Source organism: Paracoccus sp. UBA5162, from assembly GCF_002413585.1.
In the GTDB taxonomy this organism is placed as follows: Bacteria; Pseudomonadota; Alphaproteobacteria; order Rhodobacterales; family Rhodobacteraceae; genus Paracoccus.
Genome location: NZ_DHXG01000031.1, coordinates 13282 through 39452, shown reverse-complemented (window position 1 = coordinate 39452; position 26171 = coordinate 13282). Strand labels below are relative to the sequence as shown.

Here is a 26171-nt window from a genome sequence, read left to right as displayed (position 1 = left end):
GTCGCCGGAACCTGATTGCTCATGTTATCTTATCACAAATTTATTTGACTTGTTACCTTGTAACATTGCATGAGGAGGGCCCGCAACTCGTTCGACGGTGTCACCTATGCGCTTTTCGGTTCTCATTGCGATCCTGATCGGCTTTGCCAGCCCTGCCTTGGCTGCACCGACAAGAATCGTCGCCGATACGCCTGTGACAGCCTCGCTTGTCCGGCAGGTCGCGGGCGATCTGGCAGAAATTCCGGTTCTGCTCCCAGCCGGATCCGATCCGCACAGCTATCAGTTGCGACCCTCGGATGCACGCGCCTTGCAGCAAGCCGACCTCTTGATCTGGGTCGGACCGGTTCTGACGCCCTGGCTGGATCGCGCCGCCGAATCGTTGAGCGCGGAGAGCCGCAATCTAGAGCTTGCCGCGCTGCCGGGTGTCCAGACCCGTGGCTACGGCAACGACGGCAACGATGGCAAGACCGATCCGCATCTATGGCTGGATCCCGACAATGCCGGTCTGTGGCTGGCTGCGATCGCCGAGGCCCTGGCCAGCCACGACGCAGGCAATGCGTCGCGCTATCGAAGCAATGCCCGAAGCGCGCAGCAGAGGATTGCCGCACTGGATCGGCAGATTGCGGCGGAACTGGCCCCCCTTTCGGGCAAGGCCTTTGTCGTCTTTCATGATGCCTATGGCTATTTCACCCGTCACTACGGCCTGAGTCCGGCGCTTGCCGTGACGCTGGGCGATGCCAGCGACCCTTCGGCCGCGCGGTTGCGAGATATCCGCAACCAGATCGCCGCAACCAACGCGATCTGCGCCTTCTCCGAATATGGACAGGATCCGCGTCGGATCGGGACAGTGATCGATGGCACCAATGCCCGGATCGCCGGAGAGTTTGACCTGCTGGGCCGGACGATGCCGCAAGGCCCCGATCTTTACTCGGACATCCTGAAAGGCATGGCCGACAACCTGATCGGCTGCCTGGGCAAAAGCTGACGCGGGGCACTTTATCGCGCAGAAGGATAATTCCGACTCTTTTACTTTGACATACCAGAGACATTTTGTCAGGATCTTAGGGAAGCATCACCCAGATCCAGGAGGCCAAGATGACCGCCATTCGTCCCGCCGATTTCACCCCGGCCAGCCCGCACCCCCTGTCCCGTCTGCCGCAGCATGATGCGACGCAGTTGACACGGGGCGGGAACCAGGCGCTGATCATCCTCGATGATCAAATCTATCAACTGCGGATCACGCGCGCGGGAAAGCTGATCCTGACGAAATGATCCACCCGGTCGGCATTCCCCCGGCGCCCGCCAGCGCCGGGCACGAGGTTCGGCCGAGATTGCGCCTGCGGTCGATGGGCGGACCTTCACGGTTTGCGCGGTTTCCCCGATGGCCGGCCGCCGCCGCCCGGCTTGCCCTTGAACGGCTTTGATCCGCCAAGCGGACGCCCGCCCTTGGCGCCGGGTTTTGCGCCCTGCGGCCTTGGCCCGGATTTCGCAAAGCTCCGCCGCGCGCCCTGCCCTTCGGCCGGCTTCGCCGCAAAGCCGCGGCGCGGACGGTCGCGGCCTTCCTCGCCTGTGCCATGTCCGGCGCGGTCATCCCCGGACATGGCGTTCTTCGGCGTCCTGTCGGCCGGCTTCCTGTCCCAGGGTTTGCCATCCTGCGAGAAGCGACCCTTGCCAGGCTTGCCGGCAAAACTGCGGCGCGGTCGGTCACCCTGATCGCCTTCCGTGCGAGGGCCGCGCGGACGGCCATCCTTGGTCCCGGGACTGCCCCCCCGCGAGGGACGATCCCCGGCGGATTTGTCGTCCGGGCCGCGCGCCGCACGATCGGCGAAAGCCGCATGGCCGCCCCGCCCTTCCGGTTTGCCGCGCGGACCACGCGGTCCCGTGCCATCCTCGCGGCGCGGCCGGTCCGGGCCGGCGCTGCGAAACGTCCGGCCCTCGGGCCGATCGCCCGACCGATCATCCGGCCTGCCACGCAGGGGGCGGTCGCCCGCGGCGCCACGCGGGCGCATCTCGCGGTCCTTCTCCTCGACCTCGCCGGTCAGCAACCCGCCCAGTTGATCGCGCAGCACCTTGCGCCTGACCTCGGACACCTGGTTTTTTTCCAGTCCCGCCAGCTTGAACGGGCCATAGCCGACGCGGATCAACCGGTTCACCTGCAAGCCGACATGGGTCATCGCGCGACGGATCTCGCGGTTCCGGCCTTCGCGGATGCCGACGGTCAGCCAGGCATTCGCCCCCTGCTGACTGTCCAGCCGAATCTCCATCGGCGCGAAATCCTCGCCATCGATGGTCGCGCCCCGTCGCAGGGGCGCGAAGGTCAGGTCGCTGGGATTGCCGTTCACCCGCACCCGGTAGCGGCGCAGCCAGCCGGTCGAGGGCAGTTCCAGCCGCCGCTTCAATTCGCCGTCATTGGTCAGCAGCAAAAGCCCTTCGGAGGTCAGATCCAGCCGCCCGATGCTCATCACCCGCGGCAGATCGCGGGGCAGCGCATCGAACACGGTCTGCCGGCCTTTTTCGTCCGAATCCGACGTGACCAGTCCGACCGGCTTGTAGTAGAGCCACAGCCGCGTATCCTGTTTCTCGTCCAGCTTCCGGCCATCGACCACGATCAGGTCCGTGGGCAGGACATCCAGGGCCGGGCTGTCGATCTTTTGCCCGTTTACCGTCACCCGGCCCTCGCGGATCATCCGTTCGGCTTCGCGGCGGCTGGCAAGGCCGGCACGGGCGATCACCTTGGCGATGCGGTCGGCATCCGCCGGTTTGCCGGGATTTTCGGGATTGTCGGTCATGGCGATCTCTCCTGCGCATCGCTGCGGTGGCAAAAGGGGCGTTCTAGGCTTTCCGGCACCGCATGGAAAGCCTTGTCTTGCCCGCTTGCGCGGCAATCGCGGCCTTGCGACAAGCGGGCATGGCGAAGTTCACATCGCATATGGCGCAAGCCCTGGCAGAGGCGCGCGCGGCCGCGGGACGGGGCGAGGTGCCGGTGGGCGCGGTGATCCTGTCGCCGCAGGGCCGCGTCGTCGCCGCCGCAGGCAACCGGACGCGCGAATTGTCCGATCCGACCGCCCATGCCGAGATTCTGGCCCTGCGCGCGGCCTGCGCGAAGGCGGGAACAGAGCGTCTGCCGGGCCATGTCCTGTGGGTCACGCTGGAACCCTGCCCGATGTGCGCCGCCGCCATCGCCGCCGCGCGGATCGCCACGCTGTTCTATGGCGCGGACGACCCTCGCATGGGCGGCGTGGCGCATGGGGCGCGGGTCTTCGATCATCCCCAGTGCCATCATCGGCCCCAGATCTACGACGGAATCGGCGCCCAGGCCGCGCAACGCCTGTTGCGCGACTTCTTCGCCGCGCGGCGCTGAGATCGGGGGACGGGCCGGGCGAAGCCCGCCCCGGTCGCTGCCGCTGGGCCGGGCGCGCCGCTGCGCGAACGGCGCCCTTCGCGCCCCTACCAATCCCCCGTCGCTTGCGCTAGGAACCGGGCCGAACACCCGGCCCGCGCGGCCCGCGCCTCTCAACGGATGATCCGACATGAAATTCACCCTGTCCTGGCTCAAGGAGCATCTCGACACCGACGCCTCGCTGACCGACATCACCGAGGCGCTGACCGATCTGGGCCTCGAGGTGGAAGATGTCAGCGATCCGGCCGCCCGGCTGGACCGCTTCACGCTGGCCAGGGTCGTTTCGGCCGAGCAGCACCCCGACGCCGACCGGCTGCGGGTCTGCCGCGTGATGACTGACGAGGGCGAGAAACAGATTGTCTGCGGCGCGCCGAATGCCCGCGCGGGTATCACCGTGGTGCTGGCCAAGCCCGGTGATTATGTGCCCGGCATCGACGTGACGCTGGGCGTCGGCAAGATCCGCGGCGTCGAAAGCCACGGCATGATGGCGTCCGAGCGGGAACTGGAATTGTCGGACGAACATGAGGGCATCATCGAACTGCCCTCGGGAGAGGTCGGAGAGAAATTCACCGACTGGCTGGCGGCCCATGCGCCCGAGAAGATCGACCCGGTGATCCATGTCAAGATCACTCCGAACCGGCCCGACGCGCTTGGGGTCCATGGCATCGCCCGCGATCTTTCGGCGCGCGGTCTGGGTCGGCTGAAACCGCTGCCCGAGGCCAGGGTAACGGGCAGTTTCCCCTGCCCGATCAAGGTCACGATCGCGGACGACGCAGCCGCAAAAGCCCCGTTCTTCAGTGGCCGCGTCGTGCGCGGCGTCAAAAACGGACCCTCGCCGGCCTGGCTGCAAAAGCGGCTGCGCGCCATCGGGCTGCGACCGATCAACGCCCTGGTCGATATCACCAATTTCCTTACCTACGACCTGAACCGTCCGCTTCACGTCTTCGATGCGGCCAAGGTTCGGGGCGATCTGATCCTGCGCGCGGCGCGCGGGGACGAGAAAATCGTTGCCCTGGACGACAAGACCTATGCGCTGCCCGCCGGTGCCGTCGTGATCTGTGACCAGACCGGCCCGGAAAGCATCGCCGGCGTGATGGGCGGGGCCGCTTCCGGCGCCGGAGAATTCACGACCGAGGTCTTCATCGAGGCGGCCTATTTCGATCCGATCAGCACCGCCGCCACCGGCCGGGCGCTGAAGATCAATTCCGATGCACGCTATCGCTTTGAACGTGGAATCGACCCGAATTTTACGCTTCATGGCCTTGAACTAGCAACGAAAATGGTCATTGATCTCTGCGGCGGCGAAGCCTCGGAAATCGTCACCGCCGGCACCCTGCCCGATACCGGCCGCGCCTATCGGCTGGACCCGGCCCGCACCAGCAGCCTCGTTGGCCTCGACATTCCGGAAGCCAAGCAGCGGGCGACGTTGGAGGCGCTTGGATTTCGCCTGTCGGGCGATCTGGCCCATGTCCCCTCGTGGCGGCCCGACGTGCTGGGCGAGGCCGATCTGGTCGAAGAAATCGCCCGCATCGCCAGCCTGACCGGACTGCAGGGCAAGCCGTTGCCGCGTCCGCAGCCGGGGGTTCCAAAGCCGATCCTGACGCCGCTGCAGGTCCGCGAAAGGACTGCGCGTCGACAGGCGGCGGCGCTTGGCTATAACGAATGCGTCACCTATTCCTTCATCGACCAGGACGCGGCGCTGCTTTTCGGCGGCGGCGGCGATTCGGTCCGGGTCGAAAACCCGATCAGCAGCGAGATGACGCATCTGCGTCCCGATCTGCTGCCCGGTCTTCTTGCGGCAGCGGCGCGCAACCAGGCGCGCGGCCTGACCGATATGGCGCTTTTCGAGATCGGTCCCGTTTTCGCGGGCGGCGAGCCGGGCGAACAGGCGATCCGGCTGTCGGGCCTGCTGGTCGGCGCCACGGCTCCGCGCGATCCTTTCGGCAGCCATCGCAAGGTGGATCTGTATGACGCCAAGGCCGATGCCGAGGCGGTGCTGACGGCCATTGGCGCGCCCGCGAAGGCGCAGATCAATCGCAAGCTGGACGGCTGGTGGCATCCGGGCCGCGCTGGCAATATCGCGCTTGGCCCCAACATGCTGGCCACGTTCGGCGAGATTCACCCCAGGGTGATGCGCCGGATGCAGCTGAAGGGTCCGGCGGTCGGCTTTACCGTCAGCATCGCGAACATTCCCTTCCCGAAGCAGAAATCGTCTGCCCGTCCCACGCTGCAAATGTCGGAATTGCAGGCGGTCGAACGCGATTTCGCCTTCGTCGTCGATCCGCAGGTCGAGGCGCTGACGCTGGTCAATGCGGCGCAGGGCGCGGACAAGACGCTGATCGACCGCGTGACGGTGTTCGACCAGTTCACCGGGCTTGACGATGGCCGCAAGTCCATCGCCATCACCGCACGCCTGCAACCGCGCGACAAGACCCTGACAGACGCCGAGATCGAGGCAGTCTGCCAGAAGATCATCGACAAGGTCACGAAAGCGACCGGGGGTGCCCTGCGCGGCTGACCACTGGCCTTTCCGCGTCAAACGCATCCGCCCGAAGGGGGGCCGGCCATGTCGCTGGAACCGGCCCGTGGCGCCCGGTGACAGGTTCGCGTGCGGCCGATCCGATATGTCCTGGAGGCGTTGGAGCGGGTGATGGGAATCGAACCCACGTATTCAGCTTGGAAGGCTGCTGCTCTACCATTGAGCTACACCCGCGACTGGTCCGGGTATAGAAGCCATCGCCACCGGGTTCAAGCGCTTCGGCGCAACGCATCCAGAATGCAGCCGGCCAGGGAAGATCGCAAGGCGGTTTGCCTTCGTTAATAAAATCTTAACCGGAATTCATTCGCAAAAATGGCTGGGTCGCCCGATACCGGAAGGGCTAAGACAGCAAGTGAAGGAGTTCTGATGTTTACGACAACCCCTATCGGACGGTATCAGCTTTCGCTGCTCGCGGCCAGTTCGGGTGCCCCGGCGGCCCAGATCGGGTCGAATCAGCTAAGCCTGTTCCTGCGTCCGATCACCACGGCCGGCGAAACCGCCATCGAATCCGTGCCTGACAAGGTCGAGGTTCAACCCGAAAAGACCGGTTTCAGCGAATGGCTGGCGCGCGCGAACGAATATCGCGGTGTCGCGAATGGCGGAAACAGCGACTCGGGCGTCATTTCCTACGGCAGCCGGACCGCCAATGAGGCGGCTGGAAATTCGGCCGGTTCGGACAATGATGCCGTCGTGACCGAGGGCAAGGGCGACAAGAAGGCCAAGGACAAGGCCGATGATGTCGATACCAAGAAAGACCACGGCAAAGCCAGTGATACCAATGCCGGCAACGACCAAGCCTCGTCAGCCGGTGGTTCCGGCTCGGGCGATCCTTTCGGCAAATGGCTGAAAAAGCTGTTCGGATGATCCGCAACGTCGGCTTGAAAGGACGGGGCCTGCTGTTCTGCGGCAGGCCCTGATCTTTTGCGACGGCTCGCTGGCGTCAGGACGTCGAATCGCGCAGCGCGGCGACGCCCGGCAGATCCTTTCCCTCCATCCATTCCAGAAAGGCCCCGCCTGCCGTCGAGATGAAGGTGAAATCGCCGGCCACGCCTGCCTTGTTCAGCGCCGCCACCGTGTCTCCGCCCCCCGCGACCGAGATCAGGCCGGCCTCGCGCGTCAGGCGCGCAGCCTCTTGCGCGGCGGCAGTGGTGGCGCCGTCGAAAGGCGCGATCTCGAACGCGCCCAGCGGACCGTTCCAGATCAGCGTGCGGCACAGTCCCATCGCGTCCGACAGGGCTGCCACCGTCTGCGGCCCGGCATCGAGGATCATCGCGTCGGGCGGACATTGATCGACCGGAAGCACCTCGGATTCCGCGCCGGCCTTGAATTCTTGCGCGACCACGATGTCTTTCGGCAAATACAGCCGGCAACCCTTCTGGTCGGCCTTTTCCATGATCTCGCGGGCGGTATCGGCCATGTCCCGCTCGGCCAGCGACTTGCCGACCTCGACGCCCCTCGCCACCAGGAAGGTATTGGCCATGCCCCCGCCGATGACCAGGTGATCAACCTTGTCGATCAGGTTGGACAGCAGATCCAGCTTGGTCGAGACCTTGGCCCCGCCAACGACCGCCATCACCGGGCGTTCGGGATGGCCAAGCGCCGCATCCAGGGCCTTCATCTCGGATTCCATCAGGCGCCCGGCACCGGCGGGCAGCAGCCGCGCCAGCCCCTCGGTCGAGGCATGGGCGCGATGCGAGGCCGAAAAGGCGTCGTTGATATAGGCCCCGCCAAGCGCGCCCATCGAGGCCGCGAAGGTCGGGTCGTTCGTCTCCTCGCCCTCGTGAAAACGGGTGTTTTCCAGCAAGGCCACATCGCCGGGATTCAGCGCGGAGACGGCGCGCTTGGCCGGCCCGCCGATGCAGTCCTCGGCGAAGACGACGCCTTGGCCAAGCGCCTGTTCCAGCGCCGGGACGATCTGTTTCAGGCTCATCGACTCGACGCGACGGCCCTTGGGACGGTCGAAATGGGCCAGCAGGACCGGAATGCCGCCCCTGGCCTGGATGTCCTTGACGGTCGGCACGATCTTCTCGATCCGGGTGGCATCGGTGACGCGGCCCTCTGCGACCGGCACGTTCAGATCAACGCGGGTCAGCACGATCTTTCCCTCCAGATCCATGTCGTCGATGGTGTGGAAATCTGCCATGGCGCGTCCTTTCGATCTCTGCCGTCGCCGAGGCTTGTCCCGCAGGACGAAGCGCGCGTCAACTGCGCCGGTCGGCTGACGGCAGCGTGATCCCGCCGTCACGGGCTTGCGCGTTGCCCTTGTGCCGCGAAAGCCCTAGATCACGGGTGAACCTGTGGAAAGGAGGCCCGTATGGCCGAGATCAAGGATCCCGAGAACACCGTCATCATCGCGCTGAAGGACGGCCCGGTCGTGGTCGAACTTCTGCCCGACGTGGCGCCCAGACATGCCGAGCGGATGAAAGAGCTGGCCCGCGCGGGCAAATACGACAATGTCGCCTTTCACCGGGTGATCGACGGTTTCATGGCTCAGACCGGCGACGTGGAACACGCCAATATGGAACAGGATTACAATCCCGGCCGCGCGGGCACGGGTGGGTCGGACCTGCCCGACCTGCCGGCCGAATTCTCGAAGCTGCCGCATGACCGTGGAACGCTGGGCGCGGCGCGATCGCAGAATCCGAACAGCGCCAACAGCCAGTTCTTCATCAATTTCGGCGACAATCATTTCCTGAACGGCCAGTATACCGTCTATGGCCGCGTGATCGAGGGGATGGAGCACGTGGACAAGATCGCCCGCGGCGAACCGCCCGCAAGTCCCGACCGGATGATCTCGGTCAAGGTGGCTGCCGATGCGTAGCCTGATCCTGATCCCCGCCCTCGCGCTCATGGCCGGTGCGGCCCTCGCCCAGGAGGCTCCGAAAGCCGAGGATGGCCCCGGCCCGAACATGGTGATCGAAGTGGCCGCCGCCGACGGCACGCCCAAGGGTACGATCACCCTGGACCTGTTTGCCGACAAGGCCCCGAACCATGTCGCCCGCCTGGTCGAACTGACGAAAGAGGGCGCCTATGACGGCGTCGTCTTCCATCGCGTCATCGACGGGTTCATGGCCCAGACCGGCGACGTGGAATATGGCCAGCGCGATGGCGAGACCGCGATGGCGGGCACCGGTGGCTCGGACAAGCCCGACCTTCAGGCCGAGTTCAACGATGTCTCGTTTCAGGCCGGCACGGTCGGCATGGCCCGCGCGCAGGATCCCGACAGCGCCAACAGCCAGTTCTTCATCGACCTTGCGCCCGCGACCTTTCTGGATGGGGAATATACGGTCGTGGGTCAGCTGATCGAGGGATGGGACGTGCTGAATTCGATCAAGAAGGGCGACGCCGACGCCAATGGCGCGGTCGAAAATCCCGATTACATGGCCAAGGTGACCATCGCCGAGTGATCGGCGGCAGAATTCCGGATGCAGCGGGGTCCGCCTGACGGGCCCCGATTTCCCTGCGCGGCATTCGGTCTTCGGCGGCGTGCGCTGCAGGCGGCCGGTTCGGCCGGCAAGGCCCCGCGCGACAGCCGTTTTTCGCCCTTGCGGCATCCGCGGCGGCGCGCCTATCCTGCGCGACCATGAACATGCGCGACTGCCCCGATCTGCTGGAAATCACACCCTCGGCCGAGGTCGAGCGGGTGCGGCACGGCTGGCGCGCCAAATGCCTGCAACGTCTGGTGCGAATGGATTTGCCTGTTCCGCGAAGCTTCGCCATTCCGGCCGCGGCGGTCCAGACCATTGCCGCGGGGCGCAGCGGCGGCCTGCCCGGGCTGTCGGCCCTGTTCGAGACCGGCGACGGGCTTGTCAGCGTGCGCCCCTCGGCCGTGATGCCGGATTGGGGCGGTCCGGGAACGGTGCTGAATGTCGGCATCAACGACGCCACCCATGCCCGCCTTGCCGGACGGATCGGACGCGGCAACGCCGATGCGATCTATCTCAGTTTCGTGCAGAGCTACGCGATCAACATCGCCCGGCTGGATCCCGACATGTTCGCGCAGGAAGGCGACGGCGCGCTGGCCCATGCTCTGCGCCTTTACCATGACGAGATGGACGAGGATTTTCCGCAGGATCCGGCCCGGCAACTGGCCGAGGTCCTGCGTTCGATGGCGCGGGCCTGGGACGGACCCAGCGCCCGCCTGTTGCGGCAGGCCAAGGGCGCGCCCGCCGATGCCCCTCTGGGGCTGGTGGTTCAGGACATGGCGCTGGCCCTCGGGCCGGGCCTGTCGGGATCGGGCACGATCCAGTTCGTCGATCCGGTCACCGGCACGCCGCGCGTCACCGGACGCTTCCGCGGCCAGCATCACGGCGCGGCGGTGGGCAGCGGAGCCGAGACGCTGTATCTGACCTGCGACGAACGCGGCACGTCGCTGGAGGATGTGGCCCCCGACATCTTCGCCGATCTGGTCCGCTTCGGCGTCGCCGCGCGCGAGAGGCTGCGCGAAGAGATGCAGATCGAATTCGTGCTGACGGACGGACGGATTTCGATCATCGACGCGGTTCGGCTGCAACGCAGTTCGCGCGCCAGCGTGCGGATCGCCGTGGCCCTGGCACGCGACGGGATCATTCCCCGGACCGAGGCCGTGATGCGGGTCGAGCCGCGTGCCCTGGCCGATCTGCTGCATCATCAGGTCGATCCGCGCAGCCCGCGCGACGTCATCGCGCGCGGGATCAACGCCAGTCCCGGCGCGGCCACCGGCCGGATCGTATTTTCCGCCGCCGCCGCCCAGGCCGCCGCCGCCCGCGAGGAAGCCTGTATCCTGGTCCGCCGCGAGACCGTGCCCGAGGATATCCGGGGCATGCACGCCTCGGTCGCCGTGCTGACCGAGCGGGGCGGGACGACCAGCCATGCGGCCGTGATCGCACGGGGTCTGGGCAAGCCCTGCATCGTCGGCGCCTCGGGCATCGGCATCGACGGCCGTGCCCGAACCCTGCACGCCGGTGCAAGATTGCTGCGCGAGGGTGACGAGATCACCATCGACGGATCTTCGGGCGAGGTTCTGGCAGGCGCGGCCGCCCTGCTGGATCCGGCGCTGGACGAGGCGTTCACGCAGCTTCTGGACTGGGCGGACGCGGCCGGCGGCATCGGCGTGCGCGCCAATGCCGACACGCCCGAGGACGCCCGCACCGCGCGCCGGTTCAGCGCACAGGGCATCGGCCTGTGCCGGACCGAGCACATGTTCTTCGATGCGGACCGCCTGCCCGCCATGCGCGAGATGATCTTTGCCGACAAGCCCGCCGACCGGAAGCTGGCGCTGGACCGGATCCTGCCGATGCAGCGCCGCGATTTCATCGAATTGTTCGAGATCATGGCCGGCCTGCCCGTCACTATCCGCCTGTTCGACCCTCCGCTGCACGAATTCCTGCCCCACGACCGCGAGGGCTTGCGCGAACTGGCCGAATCGCTGGATCTGCCGCTTTCGGACGTGACCAGGCGCGTCGAGGCGCTGTCGGAATTCAACCCTATGCTGGGCATGCGGGGGGTCCGTCTGGGCATCACCGTTCCCGAAATCTACGACATGCAGGCCCGTGCCATCTTCGAGGCCACCGTCGAGGCCAGCCGCAAGGGCGCGCCCGTGGTTCCCGAAATCATGGTTCCGCTGGTCTCGGCCATGCGCGAGGTGGAACTGGTCAAGACCCGTGTCGATGCAGTCGCCGCCGCGGTGCGCAACGAACGTCGCAGCGATTTCACCTATCGCCTGGGCGTGATGGTCGAAACGCCGCGCGCCGCGCTGCGGGCGGGAGACATCGCCGCCCATGCCGCCTTCCTGTCCTTCGGCACGAATGATCTGACGCAGATGACCTATGGCCTGTCGCGCGACGATGCCGGGCGCTTCATGGGCATCTATGTCGGCCAAGGCGTCTATGCCGAGGATCCGTTTCACTTTCTCGACAACGAGGGCGTGGGCGAATTGCTTCTGGTCGGCGCCCGGCGGGCCCGGCAGCAACGGCCGGGGATCACGATCGCGGTCTGCGGCGAACATGGCGGCAACCCTGAATCCATCGATTTCTGCGCCGAGGCGCAGTTCGACTATGTCTCCTGCTCACCCTTCCGGGTGCCCGTCGCGCGACTGGCCGCCGCCCAGTCCGCAATCAATTCACGGCTGCGCGACAAGACCTGAGCGCGGTTTTGGCCGGATGCCGGTGATTCGTCGCCTCGCGCCGAAAATCTCAACCGCAAGTTGTTGAAACTGCGTCCGAAACGGACCCAATTTTTCCGCGCTCTGCCGAAACTCGCCGGTTCAGCAGAAAGGCGTCGGCGGGATTTCGCCCGAAACGGGGATAACACGCCCCGGAACGCGGGACTTGCATATGTGTCATGGAAAGATCGTTCCGGAAAATTCTAGTCACTTCCTGGTTCTCTTGCGTCCGTCACCTGCTCGCGATGCGGCGCGATTTAAGACCCTGTCAACGCGACCCGTTTATAGGAACGACAATGACCATGCTGCCATCGCGGCTGGCACTCATCTGCCTGGGTGCCGCCTCAGCAATTTCCTTTGTCTCGCAATCCGCCCAGGCCGGCGGCAATGCCTCGCTGTTTTCTGCCGGAGCCGGAATCTTTTCGGCGGCGCAGAGCCCCATGGATTTGCCGCGCCGGAAACCGCTGCTCTATTCCGATGCCGAGCCCGCGAAGGTCAAGGCCGCGCCGGACCAGATATTCCTTGCCAAGGCCACGCCACGCTATTCCAACCGCGATCTGGGCTGTCTGGCCGAGGCCCTGTATTTCGAGGCGCGGGGCGAAGGGGCCAAGGGTCAGGCCGCCGTGGCCGAGGTGATCCTGAACCGCGTTGACAGCGGCGCCTTCCCCTCGACCGTCTGCGGCGTCGTCAACCAGCCCAGCCAGTTCAGCTATACGATCGGCGGACGCAAGGCGATCGGCAACAAGAGCGCGTATATGCGCGCCCGCCAGATCGCCGAGGCGGCTCTGGCAGGGGCGCCGCGGGTGCTGACCAAGGGCGCGACCTATTTCCATACGCCTGCGGTTCGTCCGGCCTGGTCCAGGCGTTTCCAGCGCACCGTGCAGATCGGTCGCCACATCTTCTATCGCACCGGTCAGCGGGTCGCGTCGAACTGATCGCGCCGGTCGCGGGGGCGCCGCGCGGACGGGCTTGCGGCAGCGTCGGATTTGCGGTGAATGGCGGATATGGACCAGCCTGACCGTATCCATCTGCGCGATCATGTCGTCTCTGCCGAGATCGGCGCATTCCAGTCCGAACGCGGCCGCGACCAGCGGTTGCGCTTTGATGTCGCCGTCGATCTTGCATCCCCGGTCAGCGGGGCCGAGGATCAGGTGGACCGGATCCTGTCCTATGATCTTCTGGTTCAAGCGATCGACACTGCCCTGTGCGATCAGCGATACAATCTTGTCGAAACCCTGGCCGAACGGATCGCGGCCGCGATTCTGGTCCATCCTCAGGCGGCGCGTGTCCGGGTGACCGTGGAAAAGCTGGACCGGGGGCCGGGCGCCCTTGGCATCACGATCAGCCGCGACGCGGGCCGGGTCGCCGTTGCGGAACGCGTCATGCCGGTGCGGCTTCTGATCTGGCGCCGGCCCGCTGCGCTGCCCGAAGGTGCCCTGCTGATCCTGCCCGATGCGCCCGGCCTGCCGCTGCCCGAGGGCGGGGACCGGCGGCGCATCGCGCTTCTGGCGATGGATCAGGCGGCCTGGGCGCTGGCCGGGCGGCTGGGTCTGGACGTCGCCGAGACGCGAACCGAGATCGATCACGCGATCCGCCTTGGCCAAGCCGTCGTCTGGGCCCCGAGCCGTCTGGCCTGTGACGCGCCCGAGGCCGGCGAGAACGTCGAAAGCCTGGGTTTCTGGCTGGCGCGGCGGCTGGATGCCGCAAGGATCGACTTTGCCCAGGACACGCCGCTGCCGGTCGCGCCCGCGGGCCTGAGGGCGGCGACGGGACGGGCGGAACGCTGATGAGGGACGACCGCCGCTATCATCGACCCCTGCCCTGCCCGCATGGCCGGCACAGGCTGGCCGGGGGCTGGGTCCGTTTTTCCAAAGTCGAGATCCTGCGCCGCGGGCAGCCGCCCCGGATCAGCGATGCCATCCCCGATGATGTGCTCGAGACGCTGACGCGCCCGCGCGCGACGCTGGTTGGCCTGGCCATGGATCGGCCGCATCTCATGGGGATCGTGAACGCGACGCCCGACAGTTTCTCGGATGGTGGCGCCTATGATCCGGTCATACAGGCGCGGGCCCTGGCGGCGGAGGGGGCCGCGATCCTCGATATCGGCGGTGAATCGACGCGCCCCGGCGCGACCTCGGTTCCCGCGGCCGACGAAGCCGCCCGCATCCTGCCCGCGATCCGCGCCCTTGCGGACCGGATCCCGATCTCGGTCGACACTCGCAAGGCCAGCGTGGCGCAGGCGGCGTTGCAGGCCGGGGCGGTTATCGTCAACGACGTGTCCGGCTTTGACTTCGATCCCGCCCTGCCCGGCGTGGTGGCCGCGGCAGGGGTTCCGGTCTGCCTGATGCATGCCCAGGGGCTGCCGGAAACCATGCAGCACGATCCGCGCTATGACGACGTGCTGCTGGACGTCTATGACGCGCTGGAGGCGCGGATGGCGCGGGCGGTTTCGGCGGGAATCCCCGCCCATCGGATCGTGATCGATCCGGGAATCGGATTCGGCAAGACGCAGGCGCATAATCTTGCCATCCTTCGGCGGATTTCGCTGTATCATGGCATGGGTTGCCCGGTGCTTCTGGGCGTGTCGCGCAAGCGGTTCATCGGCACGATCGGCGGGGTCGCGGGCGCCGCCGAACGCGGGCCGGGCACCCTGGCGCTGACGCTGGCGGCGGTCGCGCAGGGCATCCAGATCCACCGCGTGCATGACGTGGCGGGCACAGATCAGGGGCTGCGCCTGTGGCGGGCTCTTGACCAGAACGAAAAGGCAGAGGAATGAGCAGAGGATTATTCGGAACGGACGGGGTGCGCGGACGCGCCAATACCCATCCGATGACCGCCGAGATGGCGCTGCGGCTGGGTGCCGCAGCCGGGCGATATTTCCGCCGCGACGGGCGCAACCGGCACCGGGTGGTGATCGGCAAGGACACGCGGCAATCGGGCTACATGCTGGAAAACGCGCTGACGGCGGGATTGACCAGCACCGGCATGAACGTATTGCTGCTGGGTCCGGTGCCGACGCCGGCGGTGGGTTTCCTGACCCGGTCGATGCGGGCGGATCTGGGGATCATGATCTCGGCCAGCCACAACCCGGCCGATGACAACGGGATCAAGTTCTTCGGTCCCGACGGCTTCAAGCTGTCCGACGAGGCCGAGGCAGAGATCGAGGCCATCGTCGCAGGCGAGATCGAACCGGCGCAGCCGAACAACATCGGCCGCGCCAGGCGGGTCGATGACGGTCGCGGGCGCTATGTCGAATATGCCAAGACCACCTTCCCGGCCGGGCAGCGGCTGGACGGGCTGAAGGTCGTCGTCGATTGCGCCAATGGCGCGGCCTATCGGGCGGCGCCCGAGGTCTTGTGGGAACTGGGCGCCGAGGTGATCCCGCTGGGCGTCGATCCCGACGGCCGCAACATCAATGCCGGCGTCGGCAGCACCCATCCCGAAGCCTGCGCCGCCGCGGTGCTGGACCATGGCGCAGATCTGGGGATCAGCCTCGATGGCGATGCCGACCGGGTGGCGATCATCGACGAGACCGGGCGCTTGGCCGATGGCGATCAGATCATGGCGCTGCTGGCATCCCGCTGGGCGGCGCAGGGCCGGCTGCGCGGCGGGGCGCTGGTCGCCACCGTCATGTCCAATCTGGGGCTGGAGCATTTCCTGTCGGGTCATGCCCTGAAGCTGGAACGGACCCGTGTCGGCGATCGCTACGTGGTCGAAAAGATGCGTGAGGGCGGCTTCAACCTGGGCGGCGAGCAATCGGGCCATATCGTGATGACCGACTATGCCACAACCGGCGATGGGCTGATCGCGGCGATGCAGTTTCTGGCCGCGATGTCCGAGATCGGCGACAGCGCCAGCGCGCTTGCGGCACAATTCGATCCGGTGCCGCAACTGCTGAAGAACGTGCGATACGCCGCGGGCGCCGACCCCCTGTCGGCCGAGGCCGTTCGCGCCGTCATTGCCCAGGCCGAGGCGCGGCTTGCCGGGTCTGGCCGCGTGCTGATCCGCAAATCGGGCACCGAACCGCTGATCCGGGTCATGGCAGAGGCCGAAAACGAGGACATGCTGCGCGAGGTCGTGGACGGAATCGTGGCGGCGGTCGAACGGGCGGCCTGATTCCTGCGTCCCGCGACGGCCGGGGGCTTCGCGCCCCCGGACCCCCGCGAGGTATTTGGAAAGAGGGCGAGGTCAGGCCGATCCTGCCGTGGGATCGTAGTCATAGAGCCAGTCGAAGCGGGCCAGCATCCGATCGGGCGCGAGGCGGTTTGCGAGACGCAGGGCGGCATGGGCCGCGACGCGCCTGGCCCCGGTCAGATGGTAGTTTCGCGCATTGTCATTGGCGGCCGCGACGACCCGGCTGGCGCGGGGTTTGCGCAGGGTTTCGAAGCGGGCAAGGGCCGATTTCTGGTCGGGATTCTCGTCCAGGCAGGCGGCAAGGATCCAGGCATCCTCGATGGCCATGACCGCTCCCTGGGCCATGAAGGGCAGCGTCGGGTGGGCCGCGTCGCCGATCAGGACCAGCCTGCCATCCTGCCAGCAGCGGGCGACCTGATGCCGGAAGAGGCCCCAGATATGGACCGATTCGACCTCGCCCAGCCAGCCCGGCACCGGGCCGCCGAAGCTGGCGAAGGCCGCGCGCAGTTGCGCCGGATCGTCGGGATGGGACCAGCCTTCGGCCTGCCATGCATCGCGTTCCTGGACGGCGACGATATTGCGCAGGCCTCCTGTCAGCGGATAGCTGACGAGGTGGCGGCGCGGCCCCATGAAGACCTGCGCCTCTGGTGCGCCGCCGGGATCGCGGATCACCGCGCGCCATGCGGTGTTCCTTGTAAAGAAAGGCACTTCGCGGCCGTTCAGCACCCTGCGGACCTGGCTGTGCAGACCGTCGGCGCCGATGACCAGCGGCCCCTGGGGTGGGACTTCGACATTCCGGCCAAGCGCGATACGGGCCCCGGCATCGCGCGCCGCCCGCTCCAGCAGCGCGATCAGGCCGGCGCGGTGAATCAGCCGGAAATCGTCCATCGGACGGTGGCGCCGCAGATCGAGGCGAAGGACCGGCGCGCCCGACGCATCGCGCAACTGCACGGCCCGGCTGCGCAACGAGACGTCGCGCAGCGCCGGACCCAGATCCAGCGCCTCGACCACCCGCATCGCATTGGGCGAGATCTGCAGCCCCGCCCCGACCTCTCGGATCCCGTCGCTGCGTTCCAGCACCGTCACCACGGCGCCGCGCCGCGCCAGCGCGACGGCTGCCGTCAGCCCGGCGACGCCCGCCCCGATGACGGTCACCGGGCGGTCCGCCAGCACCCCTTTCATGCGCGATGTTCGGCGGTGGCGATCTGACGGAACTGGGCCAGCTTGTCTTGCGACAGACCGGCGGCGCGAAAGACTTCGCCCGCGAAAGTGACCGGCGCCGTGCCTGGGGCGGTGACGATTCCGCCGTCGGCGACGGCATGGGGCAGGTCGCGATAGGTCTGCTGCGCCGAATAATCCGGAAGGTGATATTTCAGGAAATCGAGCCCGTTCGAAGTATGGGCGCGTCCCTCCAGCAAGCCGGCACGCGCAAGGGACAGCGTAGCCGCGCAGATCGCCGCGACCGTCTGGCCATTGTCATGCGCCTCGCGCAGCGGAACCGACAGGTCGGGCGCATCCGCTCGGCACCAGCCGTCGCTGCCGCAGAGCACGATGACCTCATCACCGCGAGGCAGGAAATCCGGCAGACCGGCAACCCGCAAACCGCCGATCGAGGTCAGATCTCCGCCGCCGGGCGTGACGTAGCGCGCGTTCAGGCCGTAGAAATCCCCACCGATCCCTGCGATCAGCGGGGTTTCCCAATCGGCGAAGCCGTCGATCAGGACAATGAGGAGGGGTTTCAGCACCGGATCGCCCATCTCGCCGCCGCGATCAATCGTCGCGATGCACGCGCTCGCGGCGTTCGTGGCGTTCCTGCGCTTCCAGCGTCATCGTGGCGATGGGACGGGCATCCAGCCGTTTCAGGCTGATCGGCTCTCCGGTCATCTCGCAATAGCCGTATTCGCCCGTCTCGATCCGGCGCAGCGCCGAGTCGATCTTGCTGACCAGTTTGCGCTGACGGTCGCGGGTGCGCAGTTCCAGCGCGCGGTCGGTTTCCTCGCTGGCCCGATCGGCCAGATCAGGAACCGAACGGGCGCTGTCTTGCAGACCCTCCAGCGTCTCTGCGGACTGATCAAGCAATTCCTGCTTCCACGCCTCCAGCTTGCGCCGGAAATATTCGAGCTGGCGTTCATTCATGAACGGCTCGTCCTCGGCGGGGCGATAATCTTGTGGCAGGAAGGTCTGGGCTTTCATACGTCCTCCGGCTGGGCCGGGTGGGTCTGTAATCCGGCACCTTGCGCGCCCCCATAAAGTATGATGGGCACCTTGTCACTAGGTGAAACTGCCCTGATCGTGCCCGTCTCGCGTCATGGTTGCAGATTGCACCCGTTTCGCCCAAGCGGTTCACGCGAAAGGAGACTTCCCATGCAGTTCACCGGCACGGATCGTTATGTCGCCCCGCCCGATCTGGCCATCGCGGTCAACGCCGCCGTGACGCTGGAACGTCCGCTGCTGGTCAAGGGCGAACCGGGAACGGGCAAGACCGAACTTGCCCGGCAGGTGGCCGCCAGCCTGGGCATGCCGATCATCGAATGGCATGTGAAATCAACGACGAAGGCGCAGCAAGGGCTTTACGAATACGATGCGGTCAGCCGGCTGCGCGACAGCCAGCTTGGCGATGCCCGCGTCCACGAGGTGGGAAACTACATCCGCAGGGGCAAGCTGTGGCAGGCATTCGAGGCCGAACGCCGCACCGTCCTGCTGATCGACGAGATCGACAAGGCCGATATCGAATTTCCGAACGACCTGTTGCAGGAACTGGACCGGATGGAGTTTCACGTTTACGAGACCGGTCAGACCATCCGCGCCCGGCACCGGCCCGTTGTCGTGATCACCTCGAACAACGAGAAAGAGCTTCCCGACGCCTTTCTGCGGCGCTGCTTCTTTCACTATATCCGCTTTCCCGATGCGGCGACGCTGGAAGCCATCGTCGCGGTGCATCATCCCGGCCTGAAGCCGGCGCTGCTGCGAGAGGCGCTGAACCAGTTCTTCGAGTTGCGCGAAGCGCCGGGGCTGAAGAAGAAACCGTCGACCAGCGAATTGCTGGACTGGCTGAAGCTGATCCTGGCCGAGGATCTGACGCCCGCGGATCTGAAGCGCGAGCCGGGCGAGATACTGCCTCGGTTGCACGGCGCGCTGCTGAAAAACGAACAGGACGTGGCGCTGTTTGAAAAGCTGGCCTTCATGGCGCGGCGCCAGGGACGCTGAGCATCCGCGAATCGTTGCCGCGCGCGGCGATTTGCGGGAAGAATGGCAGCAGGGAGAAATGGCAATGACCTCGATCGACGTCCGGCCGCTGATGGCAGGGGACAAGACGGCGTGGCAACAGCTCTACGCCGGCTATCACGCCTTCTACCAGCGGCCGGATCTGCCGCAATCCTTCTTCGACATCGCTTTCGGGCGCCTGCTATCGGGCGACGACCGGGATTTTCGCGGCCTGGTGGCGCAGACGGACGGGACGCTGCTGGGGCTGGTCCACTACGTCTTCCATCCGCATCTGTGGCAACGGGAAGGAGTCTGCTATTTGCAGGATCTGTTCACCGATCCGGCGGCGCGCGGGCGCGGTGTGGGCCGGGCGCTGATCAATGCCGTCTATGATGCGGCCGATCAGGCCGGCGTGCCCGGCGTCTACTGGATGACGCAAGAGTTCAATTACGCGGGCCGCACGCTTTATGATCGTGTCGGCACGCGAACGCCCTTCATCAAATACAGCCGGCCATCCACCTAGCAAAGCCCGCAGGTCCGCGCGCCGGGCCTTTGCCGGCGGCGCGGGTCCATGGGTCAGTTCGCCGGGGTCGGGCTTTCATCCGCGTCGTCCGGCAGCCTGTCCCCGCCCATTGGGGCAATGGGTTCGTCCGGGGCGGGCGCGCCGGTATCGGTGCCCATCGGCGCAGGCATGTCGCCCGCCGCGGGCGACCCGGATTGCGAAGGCGCAGCGCCATCGGCCGGCGCGGCGCCATCGGCCGGATCCGGCGGGCTCGTGACCCGATCGCCCGGTGCGACCTGGGGATGGCCTTCGGGCAAGCCCCGATCCCTGCCGGCCCTGTCACCCTTGCCCTTGCCGCCGCCTTTCATGCCGCCGCAATCGGCCTCTGGTCCCCTCAGCGCGAATTCCATCTCGACCTGGGCGGACATGGAAACCTCGCCGGCCTGAACCGGGATATCGGCCTCGGCGGCGGCGGCCCGCATCATCGGGCGCGGTGGGCCCGACGGGGCGACGCTGTCGCGCAGGATCAGCACCGGCCCCAGTTCCAGGCCGGCCGCCTCGGCCAGGACCTCGGCCTTGTGGCGGGCGTCCCTGACCGCCTCGCGGCGGGCCTGATCCTCGGCATCGGCACCGTCTTCGCGGGTGAATTCGATACCGCTGATCTGGTTCGCCCCGGCGCCGACAATGGCATCCAGCACCTCGCCCAGACGCGCGATGTCGCCGACCCGGACGGAAACCATGTTGCTGGCCTCGTAGCCCGTCACCGTGGGCGCGCGGTCGCGGCTGTAATCCATCACCGGATTGAGGCTCAGCCCCGAGGTCTGGATGTTCCTTTCAGCGATGTCGGCGGCTTTCAGCGCCTCGATCACCGCGCTCTGCTGGGTCGCATTGCTGCGCATCGCATCGGCGGCGCTGTCGGCGCGGGTGGTGACCCCCAGCTGGATCGTCGCCATGTCGGGCGCGATCCGCGCCTCGCCCGTGCCGCTGACCGAAAGCCGCGACATCTGGCCACCGCACATCAGGCGCGCATCGTGCCCCGCCTTGCCCGCTTGCGGAGCGGACAGGGCCGGCCCCGAAATCATGGCGGCCAGCGCCGCCCCGGCGGCCAGCGCCGCAGGGCCGCGCTTCCATGAAAGTCCTGTCATTTCGCCGTTCTCTCTTTCCCGTTGCCGAAGACTGCGCAGGCAACGCCGCGCCGGCCCCGGATGTTTCCGCGGGCGCTGATCACAGATACGCCAGATTTGCTTTTCTCACCCCACAAATTGCAGTAGATTCGCGACATTGCCAACAGATCGCGGCAAAAGACCCGCGACGACATAACATCGAGCGACAGACCATCATGAACCAGCGCGCCGCCGGACCCGAATTCGCCATGAGCTTTACCCAGGACGCGGTTTGTCTGGAACGTCGCGAGGGCCATGACTGGCAGCCCGTGGGACAGGCGCTGTTCGCGGGCGGCGGCATGGCCGCGACATTGAACGCGCTGCGCGACGAGGCAGGCGGCAGCGGCGACGATGCCGCCGACGTCGTTCTGGTGATTCCCGACGATCAGGTTCTCTATACCTCGGTGACGGTGCCGGTCGGATCCGACACGCCGACCGTGATCGGGCGGATCCTCGAATCGATGACCCCCTACCGGGCCGAGGATCTGGCCTTCGACTGGTGCCCCGCTGCCAATGGAGACATCGAGACGCTGCGGGTGGCCGCCGTCGCCCGCCGCACGCTGGACGAGGCCGAGGAATTCGCCCGCGCGCAGGGATTCCGCCCCTCCGGCTATCTCTCGCGGCCAGGCGATGAACGCTTTGACGGCCTGCCCGATTTCGGGCTGAGCAAGCTGGCGCGGCAGCAAACAGAAAGACCGCCGTTCAGCCAGCCCGATCTCAGCCGGGCGCGCATCACCGCCCCGGTCATCACCGATGACGGCCTGCGGGCCCCGGCCGCGATCTCGCGCATCGTGCCGCATGTGGCGCCCGTTGCGCCTGCGGGACGGCTGCCAGACGCGGCGCCGGTTCAGCCTGCTGCCGCATCGGCCGAAGGTGCCCCGTCCAATGACTTGGAACAATCATCCACGAAAAGCGCGGGCGATGCGCGGGCCGGGCGCGCGGACATGGCCGCCGTGCCGGATACGGATCCCTCCGCAGCGCCGGTGATCCGGCATGGCGAGCGCAAGCCGATCGCCACGCCCTTGCCTGTCGGAGGCCCGAAACCGCGTCTGTCCCCCCGCGCCGAGGCGATCCATGCCCGCGCCGGCGACGCCCGCGCCCGCCGCGAAAGCGAACCCGCCGCCCCGGCCGCGTCCGCGTTGCTGATGCGCCTGCGTCAGTTCAACCCGGGTCGTCTTTCTGTGCTGATGGCCGCGCTGGTCGGGATGCTGGTGCTGGTTCTTGTCCTTTTCGGCGGCCGCGGCGACAAGACAGGGATTGCCAGCCCCGCCGAACCCGCGGCCACGGCGCCGGAACCCGCGACGCCCGCGGTTACCGCTGCGGCAACGACGCCGTCCGAACCAGCCGAACCGCCGGTTCTGGACACGATCGCCTCGGCCGATCCGGCAGCGGCGGCCGGTGTCCCGGACAAAGCCCCGGCCCAGCCCGATTCACAAGCCGATGGCGCGCTGACCCGCGCGTTGCGCGAGGCGATGACACAGCAACAATCCGTCGCGGAAGCTGCCTCGCGGCAGCCGGTTTCACAACAACCCGCCGGGGCCGGGTCCAGCCCGGTCAGCGCCGCGACGATGGCCAGCGCTGCGCTGGAAAACGCCCCCACCGGCACAGCCACGCCCGAAACTGCCACGGCTGCGACGACAACGGCGGACCGGCCCACCGCGGCCCCAACGGCGGAAAGGCAGCCCGGCCCCGAGGCGGCGGCCGCCCCCGACGCACCGGCCGCGGCTCACAATCTGGCCAGTTCCGCCCGTCCGCCGCGCGCCGCGCCGGCGCGGGCAACGCAGCCCGCCCGCCCGGATGGTGTTCCCAGCGTGCCGCGCGATCCGCAACCCTTCGCACAGCGCAGCCAGCCCGAACCGCCGCGCGTCGCCGGTATCCGCCCGCCAGAGCGGCCCGCCGCCGGCACGCCGCGCGCAACCCCCGCGACAGCGCGCCCCGCGGCGACACCGGCGCCCGCATCGGCGGCGACCACCCCGCCCGAGGTTCCGGCCACCAGGCCGGCCGGCTCGTCGCGCCGTCCTCCCTCGCGCCCCGACAATCTGGGTTCGATCGAGGAAGGCAGCGCGGCCGAGGATGGTCAGCCCAAGCAGCTGACCCGGGCCGAACGCCAGTCGGCGCTGCAATTGCTGCGCGATCTGCGCAAGGCAGAGGTCGGTCCTACCGGCCTTGATGCGGCCGAGCGCGGCGCGCTGATCGTGCTGGCCCAGGCCCGTCCGCAGCGCAAGCCGGTCTCGGTCGGCGCCGCCGCGCAGAGCGCGGTCGAGAACGCGCTGACCGCCGCCATCGAAAGCTCGGCCAGGCCCGAATCGCGATCCGGCGCGGATGTCGGCGCCCGCCGCGATGACCGCCTTGCCCGCCTCGCCCGGTCCGTCAGACCGCCCGCCCGGCCCGGCGAAAGAAACATTGCCAAAGGTGACGCCGGCGGCGGTGGACCAGGCAATGCCAGCCTGACGCGGGCCGCCATCGACGATGCCATCGCCAGCGCCGTCTCGAACAGTTCAGCCATGCCGGGCGCCGTCGCTTTGACGGCGCTTTCTTCATCCGCGCTTCCGCCGCGCCGCAACGGGGGCGCAAGCGAAACCGCCGCCGCGCCGGCGGCGCCCACGGCCGACGACCTGCGCGCCGCCGCCGAAGCCCAGCAGGAAGAACGCGCCCGCGAAGCCGCGCTGGCAGAACAGCGGCGCCAAGACGCCGAATTGCAGGCCCAGGCAGAGGCGCGGGCGCGGGCCCAGGCCGCCGCCGATGCCCGCGCCGAGGCGCAGGCCCGCGCCCAGGCCGAGGCCCGCGCCCGCGCCCAGGTCGAGGCCGAGCGTCTGGCCGCCACGCGCCGCCAGCGATCATACACCCCGCCCGAGGCCGAGAACGAACCCGAGGTCCGCGGCGCCCTGCCCGATGGCCGGATCACCACCACCGCGGCGGCGACGGCAACCGTCAAGGAGGGCATTCAGGTCAACCGCACCCAGATCATCGGCACGATCGGCGCGGGCAAGGCCAGCCGGGCCCTGATCCGCCTGTCGAACGGTCGCGTTCTGACCCTGCGTCTGGGCGACAGGATCAACGGCGGCACCATCACCGAAATCGGCAACAGCCGGATCACCTTCGTGAAGGGCGGACGCGCGCAGCAGCTTGCGGTGCTGAACGGCCAATAGCGGGGATGGAAGGCTTTCTGCTGCTGGCCACGGTCTATCTGATCAGCATGGTGGTGGCCGTGCCCATTTCGGCGCGGCTGGGGCTGGGCTCGGTCCTGGGCTATCTGATCTGCGGCATCCTGATCGGGCCGGTGCTGAACCTGACCGGCGGCCGGATGTCGGATCTTCAGAATTTCGCGGAATTCGGCGTCGTGATGATGCTGTTCCTGATCGGGCTGGAGCTGGAGCCGCGCAGCCTGTGGGACATGCGAAGTCGGCTGATCGGGCTGGGCGCGGCGCAGGTCCTGATCACGCTGGCCATTTTCGCGCTGATCGCTGCGGCCTTCGGCGCGGCCTGGCCGCAGGCGATCGTTCTGGGCATGATCCTGTCGGTCAGTTCGACCGCGATCGTGCTGCAGACCCTGACCGAAAAGGGGCTGATGCAGACGGCCGGCGGGCGATCCATCTTCTCGGTCCTGCTGGCGCAGGATATTGCGGTGATCCCGATGATCGCGCTGATGCCGCTGCTGGCGCCCTTCGGACAGCCCGCCGCAGAGGTCGGGGCCCAGGAGGGCGAGCATCTGGGCCAGTCCATGATGGCGGGGCTGCCCGGTTGGGGCACGGCGCTGGTGACCATCGGCGCCGTGCTGGCGGTGATCGTGCTGGGCCAATATCTGATCCGCCCGGTCTTCCGCTTTGTCATCGCCTCGCGCCTGCGCGAGATGGAGACCGCCATGGCGCTGCTGATCGTGGTTGGCATCGCCTCGCTGATGATCCTTGTCGGGCTGCCGCCGGCACTGGGCACCTTTCTGGCCGGGGTGATGCTGGCGCGGTCCGAATTCCGTCATGAGCTGGAAGCCCAGATCGAACCGTTCAAGGGTCTTCTGCTGGGGCTTTTCTTCATCACCGTCGGCGCGGGCATGGATTTTGCGATGCTGGCCGATCGCCCTTTGCCGATCCTGACCGCCGCGGCCGCGCTGATCGCCGTGAAGGCCGCGATCCTCTGGGTCATTGCCCGGTCCCACCGGATGGACGGACGGGCGCGCACGCTGTTCACGCTGTCGCTGGCGCAGGCTGGCGAGTTCGGCTTTGTCCTTGTCTCCTACGCCGTCGTGCTGCTGATCCTTCCCGCCGATCTTGCCAAGGCGATGTTGCTGGTCATCGCGCTCAGCATGCTGGCGACGCCGCTGCTGTTCATCCTCTATGATCAGGCGACGCGCCGCATCGGCGATGCCCGCGCCGAGGAACAGCCCGACGCCATCGACGAACAGCAGCCGATCATCATCGCGGGCATCGGCCGGTTCGGTCAGGTGGTCAACCGTCTGGTCAGCATGTCGGGTTTCCGAACCACGGTCCTGGACCACGATCTGAAACTGATCCAGTTGATGCGGCAATTCGGGTTCAAGGGCTATTTCGGCGATCCCTCGCGCCCCGAGATCCTGACCGCTGCCGGACTGGACAAGGCCCGCATCCTGGTCGCTGCGCTGGACGATCCCGAGGCCAATCTGAAGCTGATCCGCTATGCCCGCGAACGGCGCCCCGACCTGCATATCATCGCCCGCGCCCGCGACCGGGTGAACGTCTATCAACTTCATTCTGCCGGTGCGAACGACATCGTGCGCGAAACCTTCGACAGCTCGCTGCGCGCCGGCCGCTATGTGCTGGAAAACGCCGGCCTGTCGGAATACGAGGCGTCCGAACTGGAAAAGATCTTCTACCGGCTGGACCGCGCATCGCTGCGGGAACTGGCCGAGATCTGGAAGCCGGGCCTGCCACTGGACCAGAACGAAGCCTACATCACCCGCAGCCGCGAACTGAACCGCACGCTGGAAGCGGCGCTTCTGGAACGCTTTGCCGAGAAATCCGACCCCTACCCGGCCGGAGCGGACGAAGCCGATCCCGAACACGGACTTGGTCCCGCCGGCCCTGGCCCGCGGCCTGGCGGACGGTTCTGATTGC

Annotated in this window: 22 protein-coding genes and 1 tRNA gene; 16 read left to right on the top strand and 7 right to left on the bottom strand. The window is 67.3% G+C overall.

Features of this window, described 5'->3' with window-relative positions:
* Positions 1 to 106: 106 nt before the first annotated feature.
* Both B4A72_RS04130 and hemP read left to right on the top strand, forming a co-directional pair.
* On the top strand, positions 107 to 985 hold the full coding sequence (locus B4A72_RS04130; protein WP_292954792.1) for a zinc ABC transporter substrate-binding protein: 879 nt from the start codon (positions 107 to 109) through the stop codon (positions 983 to 985).
* Positions 986 to 1095: 110 nt separating this feature from the next.
* Positions 1096 to 1272: a hemin uptake protein HemP gene (hemP, locus tag B4A72_RS04125; RefSeq protein WP_292954795.1), complete on the top strand. Its 177-nt coding sequence runs from the start codon at positions 1096 to 1098 to the stop codon at positions 1270 to 1272.
* A gap of 86 nt (positions 1273 to 1358) precedes the next feature.
* On the opposite strand, the gene B4A72_RS04120 is transcribed toward hemP, so the two are convergent.
* The gene (locus B4A72_RS04120; protein WP_292954798.1) at positions 1359 to 2789 is read right to left on the bottom strand and encodes a pseudouridine synthase; all 1431 of its coding nucleotides are present in this window, start codon (positions 2787 to 2789) and stop codon (positions 1359 to 1361) included.
* 119 nt (positions 2790 to 2908) lie between these two features.
* On the opposite strand from B4A72_RS04120, the gene B4A72_RS04115 reads away from it, so the two are divergent.
* Both B4A72_RS04115 and pheT read left to right on the top strand, forming a co-directional pair.
* Positions 2909 to 3361, top strand: a complete 453-nt coding sequence (locus B4A72_RS04115) for a nucleoside deaminase (protein WP_292954801.1) — start codon at positions 2909 to 2911, stop codon at positions 3359 to 3361.
* A 169-nt stretch (positions 3362 to 3530) separates the two neighbouring features.
* Positions 3531 to 5918, top strand: coding sequence for a phenylalanine--tRNA ligase subunit beta (pheT, locus tag B4A72_RS04110; protein WP_292954804.1), 2388 nt, complete (start codon positions 3531 to 3533; stop codon positions 5916 to 5918).
* Positions 5919 to 6039: 121 nt separating this feature from the next.
* On the opposite strand, the gene B4A72_RS04105 is transcribed toward pheT, so the two are convergent.
* Positions 6040 to 6113, bottom strand: a tRNA-Gly gene (locus tag B4A72_RS04105).
* Between the two features lie 192 nt (positions 6114 to 6305).
* On the opposite strand from B4A72_RS04105, the gene B4A72_RS04100 reads away from it, so the two are divergent.
* Positions 6306 to 6803: a hypothetical protein gene (locus B4A72_RS04100; protein WP_292978130.1), complete on the top strand. Its 498-nt coding sequence runs from the start codon at positions 6306 to 6308 to the stop codon at positions 6801 to 6803.
* A gap of 76 nt (positions 6804 to 6879) precedes the next feature.
* Here the strand turns inward: B4A72_RS04100 and B4A72_RS04095 are convergent, their stop codons facing one another.
* Positions 6880 to 8082 carry a phosphoglycerate kinase gene (locus B4A72_RS04095; RefSeq protein ID WP_292954809.1) on the bottom strand — a complete coding sequence of 401 codons (1203 nt, stop codon included), beginning with the start codon at positions 8080 to 8082 and terminating at the stop codon, positions 6880 to 6882.
* A gap of 171 nt (positions 8083 to 8253) precedes the next feature.
* On the opposite strand from B4A72_RS04095, the gene B4A72_RS04090 reads away from it, so the two are divergent.
* From B4A72_RS04090 to glmM, 7 genes are all read left to right on the top strand, one after another.
* Positions 8254 to 8760: a peptidylprolyl isomerase gene (locus B4A72_RS04090; protein WP_292954812.1), complete on the top strand. Its 507-nt coding sequence runs from the start codon at positions 8254 to 8256 to the stop codon at positions 8758 to 8760.
* Positions 8753 to 9346 carry a peptidylprolyl isomerase gene (locus tag B4A72_RS04085; protein ID WP_292978129.1) on the top strand — a complete coding sequence of 198 codons (594 nt, stop codon included), beginning with the start codon at positions 8753 to 8755 and terminating at the stop codon, positions 9344 to 9346. Before B4A72_RS04090 ends, B4A72_RS04085 begins: the two co-directional genes overlap by 8 nt.
* A gap of 176 nt (positions 9347 to 9522) precedes the next feature.
* Complete coding sequence (locus B4A72_RS04080; RefSeq protein ID WP_414692486.1) at positions 9523 to 12063, top strand: putative PEP-binding protein; 2541 nt, start codon at positions 9523 to 9525, stop codon at positions 12061 to 12063.
* A 314-nt stretch (positions 12064 to 12377) separates the two neighbouring features.
* Positions 12378 to 13016 carry a cell wall hydrolase gene (locus B4A72_RS04075; RefSeq protein WP_292954818.1) on the top strand — a complete coding sequence of 213 codons (639 nt, stop codon included), beginning with the start codon at positions 12378 to 12380 and terminating at the stop codon, positions 13014 to 13016.
* 69 nt (positions 13017 to 13085) lie between these two features.
* Positions 13086 to 13868, top strand: a complete 783-nt coding sequence (locus B4A72_RS04070; RefSeq protein WP_292954821.1) for a dihydroneopterin aldolase — start codon at positions 13086 to 13088, stop codon at positions 13866 to 13868.
* Complete coding sequence (folP, locus tag B4A72_RS04065) at positions 13868 to 14857, top strand: dihydropteroate synthase (RefSeq protein WP_292978128.1); 990 nt, start codon at positions 13868 to 13870, stop codon at positions 14855 to 14857. The genes B4A72_RS04070 and folP overlap by 1 nt, the downstream gene beginning before the upstream one ends.
* Positions 14854 to 16197 carry a phosphoglucosamine mutase gene (glmM, locus tag B4A72_RS04060; protein ID WP_292954827.1) on the top strand — a complete coding sequence of 448 codons (1344 nt, stop codon included), beginning with the start codon at positions 14854 to 14856 and terminating at the stop codon, positions 16195 to 16197. The genes folP and glmM overlap by 4 nt, the downstream gene beginning before the upstream one ends.
* A gap of 72 nt (positions 16198 to 16269) precedes the next feature.
* On the opposite strand, the gene B4A72_RS04055 is transcribed toward glmM, so the two are convergent.
* Genes B4A72_RS04055 through dksA form a run of 3 tightly spaced genes read right to left on the bottom strand, consistent with a single transcriptional unit; the run spans position 16270 to position 18408 of the window.
* Positions 16270 to 17397, bottom strand: a complete 1128-nt coding sequence (locus tag B4A72_RS04055; protein ID WP_292978127.1) for an FAD-dependent monooxygenase — start codon at positions 17395 to 17397, stop codon at positions 16270 to 16272.
* Complete coding sequence (locus B4A72_RS04050) at positions 17394 to 17972, bottom strand: DJ-1/PfpI family protein (RefSeq protein ID WP_292978126.1); 579 nt, start codon at positions 17970 to 17972, stop codon at positions 17394 to 17396. Before B4A72_RS04050 ends, B4A72_RS04055 begins: the two co-directional genes overlap by 4 nt.
* Before the next feature lie 13 nt (positions 17973 to 17985).
* Positions 17986 to 18408, bottom strand: coding sequence for an RNA polymerase-binding protein DksA (gene dksA, locus B4A72_RS04045; RefSeq protein WP_292954836.1), 423 nt, complete (start codon positions 18406 to 18408; stop codon positions 17986 to 17988).
* Between the two features lie 171 nt (positions 18409 to 18579).
* Here dksA and B4A72_RS04040 point away from each other — a divergent pair, with 171 nt between their 5' ends.
* Both B4A72_RS04040 and B4A72_RS04035 read left to right on the top strand, forming a co-directional pair.
* Positions 18580 to 19422 carry an AAA family ATPase gene (locus B4A72_RS04040; RefSeq protein WP_292954839.1) on the top strand — a complete coding sequence of 281 codons (843 nt, stop codon included), beginning with the start codon at positions 18580 to 18582 and terminating at the stop codon, positions 19420 to 19422.
* 64 nt (positions 19423 to 19486) lie between these two features.
* On the top strand, positions 19487 to 19942 hold the full coding sequence (locus tag B4A72_RS04035; RefSeq protein WP_292954842.1) for a GNAT family N-acetyltransferase: 456 nt from the start codon (positions 19487 to 19489) through the stop codon (positions 19940 to 19942).
* A gap of 53 nt (positions 19943 to 19995) precedes the next feature.
* On the opposite strand, the gene B4A72_RS04030 is transcribed toward B4A72_RS04035, so the two are convergent.
* Positions 19996 to 21066, bottom strand: a complete 1071-nt coding sequence (locus tag B4A72_RS04030) for an SIMPL domain-containing protein (RefSeq protein ID WP_292978125.1) — start codon at positions 21064 to 21066, stop codon at positions 19996 to 19998.
* A 194-nt stretch (positions 21067 to 21260) separates the two neighbouring features.
* On the opposite strand from B4A72_RS04030, the gene B4A72_RS04025 reads away from it, so the two are divergent.
* Together B4A72_RS04025 and B4A72_RS04020 are read left to right on the top strand one after the other, a co-directional pair.
* On the top strand, positions 21261 to 24233 hold the full coding sequence (locus tag B4A72_RS04025; RefSeq protein ID WP_292954848.1) for a hypothetical protein: 2973 nt from the start codon (positions 21261 to 21263) through the stop codon (positions 24231 to 24233).
* Positions 24234 to 24238: 5 nt separating this feature from the next.
* Positions 24239 to 26167 (top strand): cation:proton antiporter, encoded by a 1929-nt coding sequence (locus tag B4A72_RS04020; RefSeq protein ID WP_292954851.1) that lies wholly within the window; start codon positions 24239 to 24241, stop codon positions 26165 to 26167.
* Positions 26168 to 26171: the final 4 nt, after the last annotated feature.

What these genes read in the sequence shown, in the direction of transcription:
- B4A72_RS04130 (WP_292954792.1), top strand. Translation starts at nt 107, where the DNA reads ATGCGCTTTTCGGTTCTCATTGCGATCCTGATCGGCTTTGCCAGCCCT.
- hemP (WP_292954795.1), top strand. Translation starts at nt 1,096, where the DNA reads ATGACCGCCATTCGTCCCGCCGATTTCACCCCGGCCAGCCCGCACCCC.
- B4A72_RS04120 (WP_292954798.1), bottom strand. Translation starts at nt 2,789, where the DNA reads ATGACCGACAATCCCGAAAATCCCGGCAAACCGGCGGATGCCGACCGC.
- B4A72_RS04115 (WP_292954801.1), top strand. Translation starts at nt 2,909, where the DNA reads ATGGCGAAGTTCACATCGCATATGGCGCAAGCCCTGGCAGAGGCGCGC.
- pheT (WP_292954804.1), top strand. Translation starts at nt 3,531, where the DNA reads ATGAAATTCACCCTGTCCTGGCTCAAGGAGCATCTCGACACCGACGCC.
- B4A72_RS04100 (WP_292978130.1), top strand. Translation starts at nt 6,306, where the DNA reads ATGTTTACGACAACCCCTATCGGACGGTATCAGCTTTCGCTGCTCGCG.
- B4A72_RS04095 (WP_292954809.1), bottom strand. Translation starts at nt 8,082, where the DNA reads ATGGCAGATTTCCACACCATCGACGACATGGATCTGGAGGGAAAGATC.
- B4A72_RS04090 (WP_292954812.1), top strand. Translation starts at nt 8,254, where the DNA reads ATGGCCGAGATCAAGGATCCCGAGAACACCGTCATCATCGCGCTGAAG.
- B4A72_RS04085 (WP_292978129.1), top strand. Translation starts at nt 8,753, where the DNA reads ATGCGTAGCCTGATCCTGATCCCCGCCCTCGCGCTCATGGCCGGTGCG.
- B4A72_RS04080 (WP_414692486.1), top strand. Translation starts at nt 9,523, where the DNA reads ATGAACATGCGCGACTGCCCCGATCTGCTGGAAATCACACCCTCGGCC.
- B4A72_RS04075 (WP_292954818.1), top strand. Translation starts at nt 12,378, where the DNA reads ATGACCATGCTGCCATCGCGGCTGGCACTCATCTGCCTGGGTGCCGCC.
- B4A72_RS04070 (WP_292954821.1), top strand. Translation starts at nt 13,086, where the DNA reads ATGGACCAGCCTGACCGTATCCATCTGCGCGATCATGTCGTCTCTGCC.
- folP (WP_292978128.1), top strand. Translation starts at nt 13,868, where the DNA reads ATGAGGGACGACCGCCGCTATCATCGACCCCTGCCCTGCCCGCATGGC.
- glmM (WP_292954827.1), top strand. Translation starts at nt 14,854, where the DNA reads ATGAGCAGAGGATTATTCGGAACGGACGGGGTGCGCGGACGCGCCAAT.
- B4A72_RS04055 (WP_292978127.1), bottom strand. Translation starts at nt 17,397, where the DNA reads ATGAAAGGGGTGCTGGCGGACCGCCCGGTGACCGTCATCGGGGCGGGC.
- B4A72_RS04050 (WP_292978126.1), bottom strand. Translation starts at nt 17,972, where the DNA reads ATGGGCGATCCGGTGCTGAAACCCCTCCTCATTGTCCTGATCGACGGC.
- dksA (WP_292954836.1), bottom strand. Translation starts at nt 18,408, where the DNA reads ATGAAAGCCCAGACCTTCCTGCCACAAGATTATCGCCCCGCCGAGGAC.
- B4A72_RS04040 (WP_292954839.1), top strand. Translation starts at nt 18,580, where the DNA reads ATGCAGTTCACCGGCACGGATCGTTATGTCGCCCCGCCCGATCTGGCC.
- B4A72_RS04035 (WP_292954842.1), top strand. Translation starts at nt 19,487, where the DNA reads ATGACCTCGATCGACGTCCGGCCGCTGATGGCAGGGGACAAGACGGCG.
- B4A72_RS04030 (WP_292978125.1), bottom strand. Translation starts at nt 21,066, where the DNA reads ATGACAGGACTTTCATGGAAGCGCGGCCCTGCGGCGCTGGCCGCCGGG.
- B4A72_RS04025 (WP_292954848.1), top strand. Translation starts at nt 21,261, where the DNA reads ATGAACCAGCGCGCCGCCGGACCCGAATTCGCCATGAGCTTTACCCAG.
- B4A72_RS04020 (WP_292954851.1), top strand. Translation starts at nt 24,239, where the DNA reads ATGGAAGGCTTTCTGCTGCTGGCCACGGTCTATCTGATCAGCATGGTG.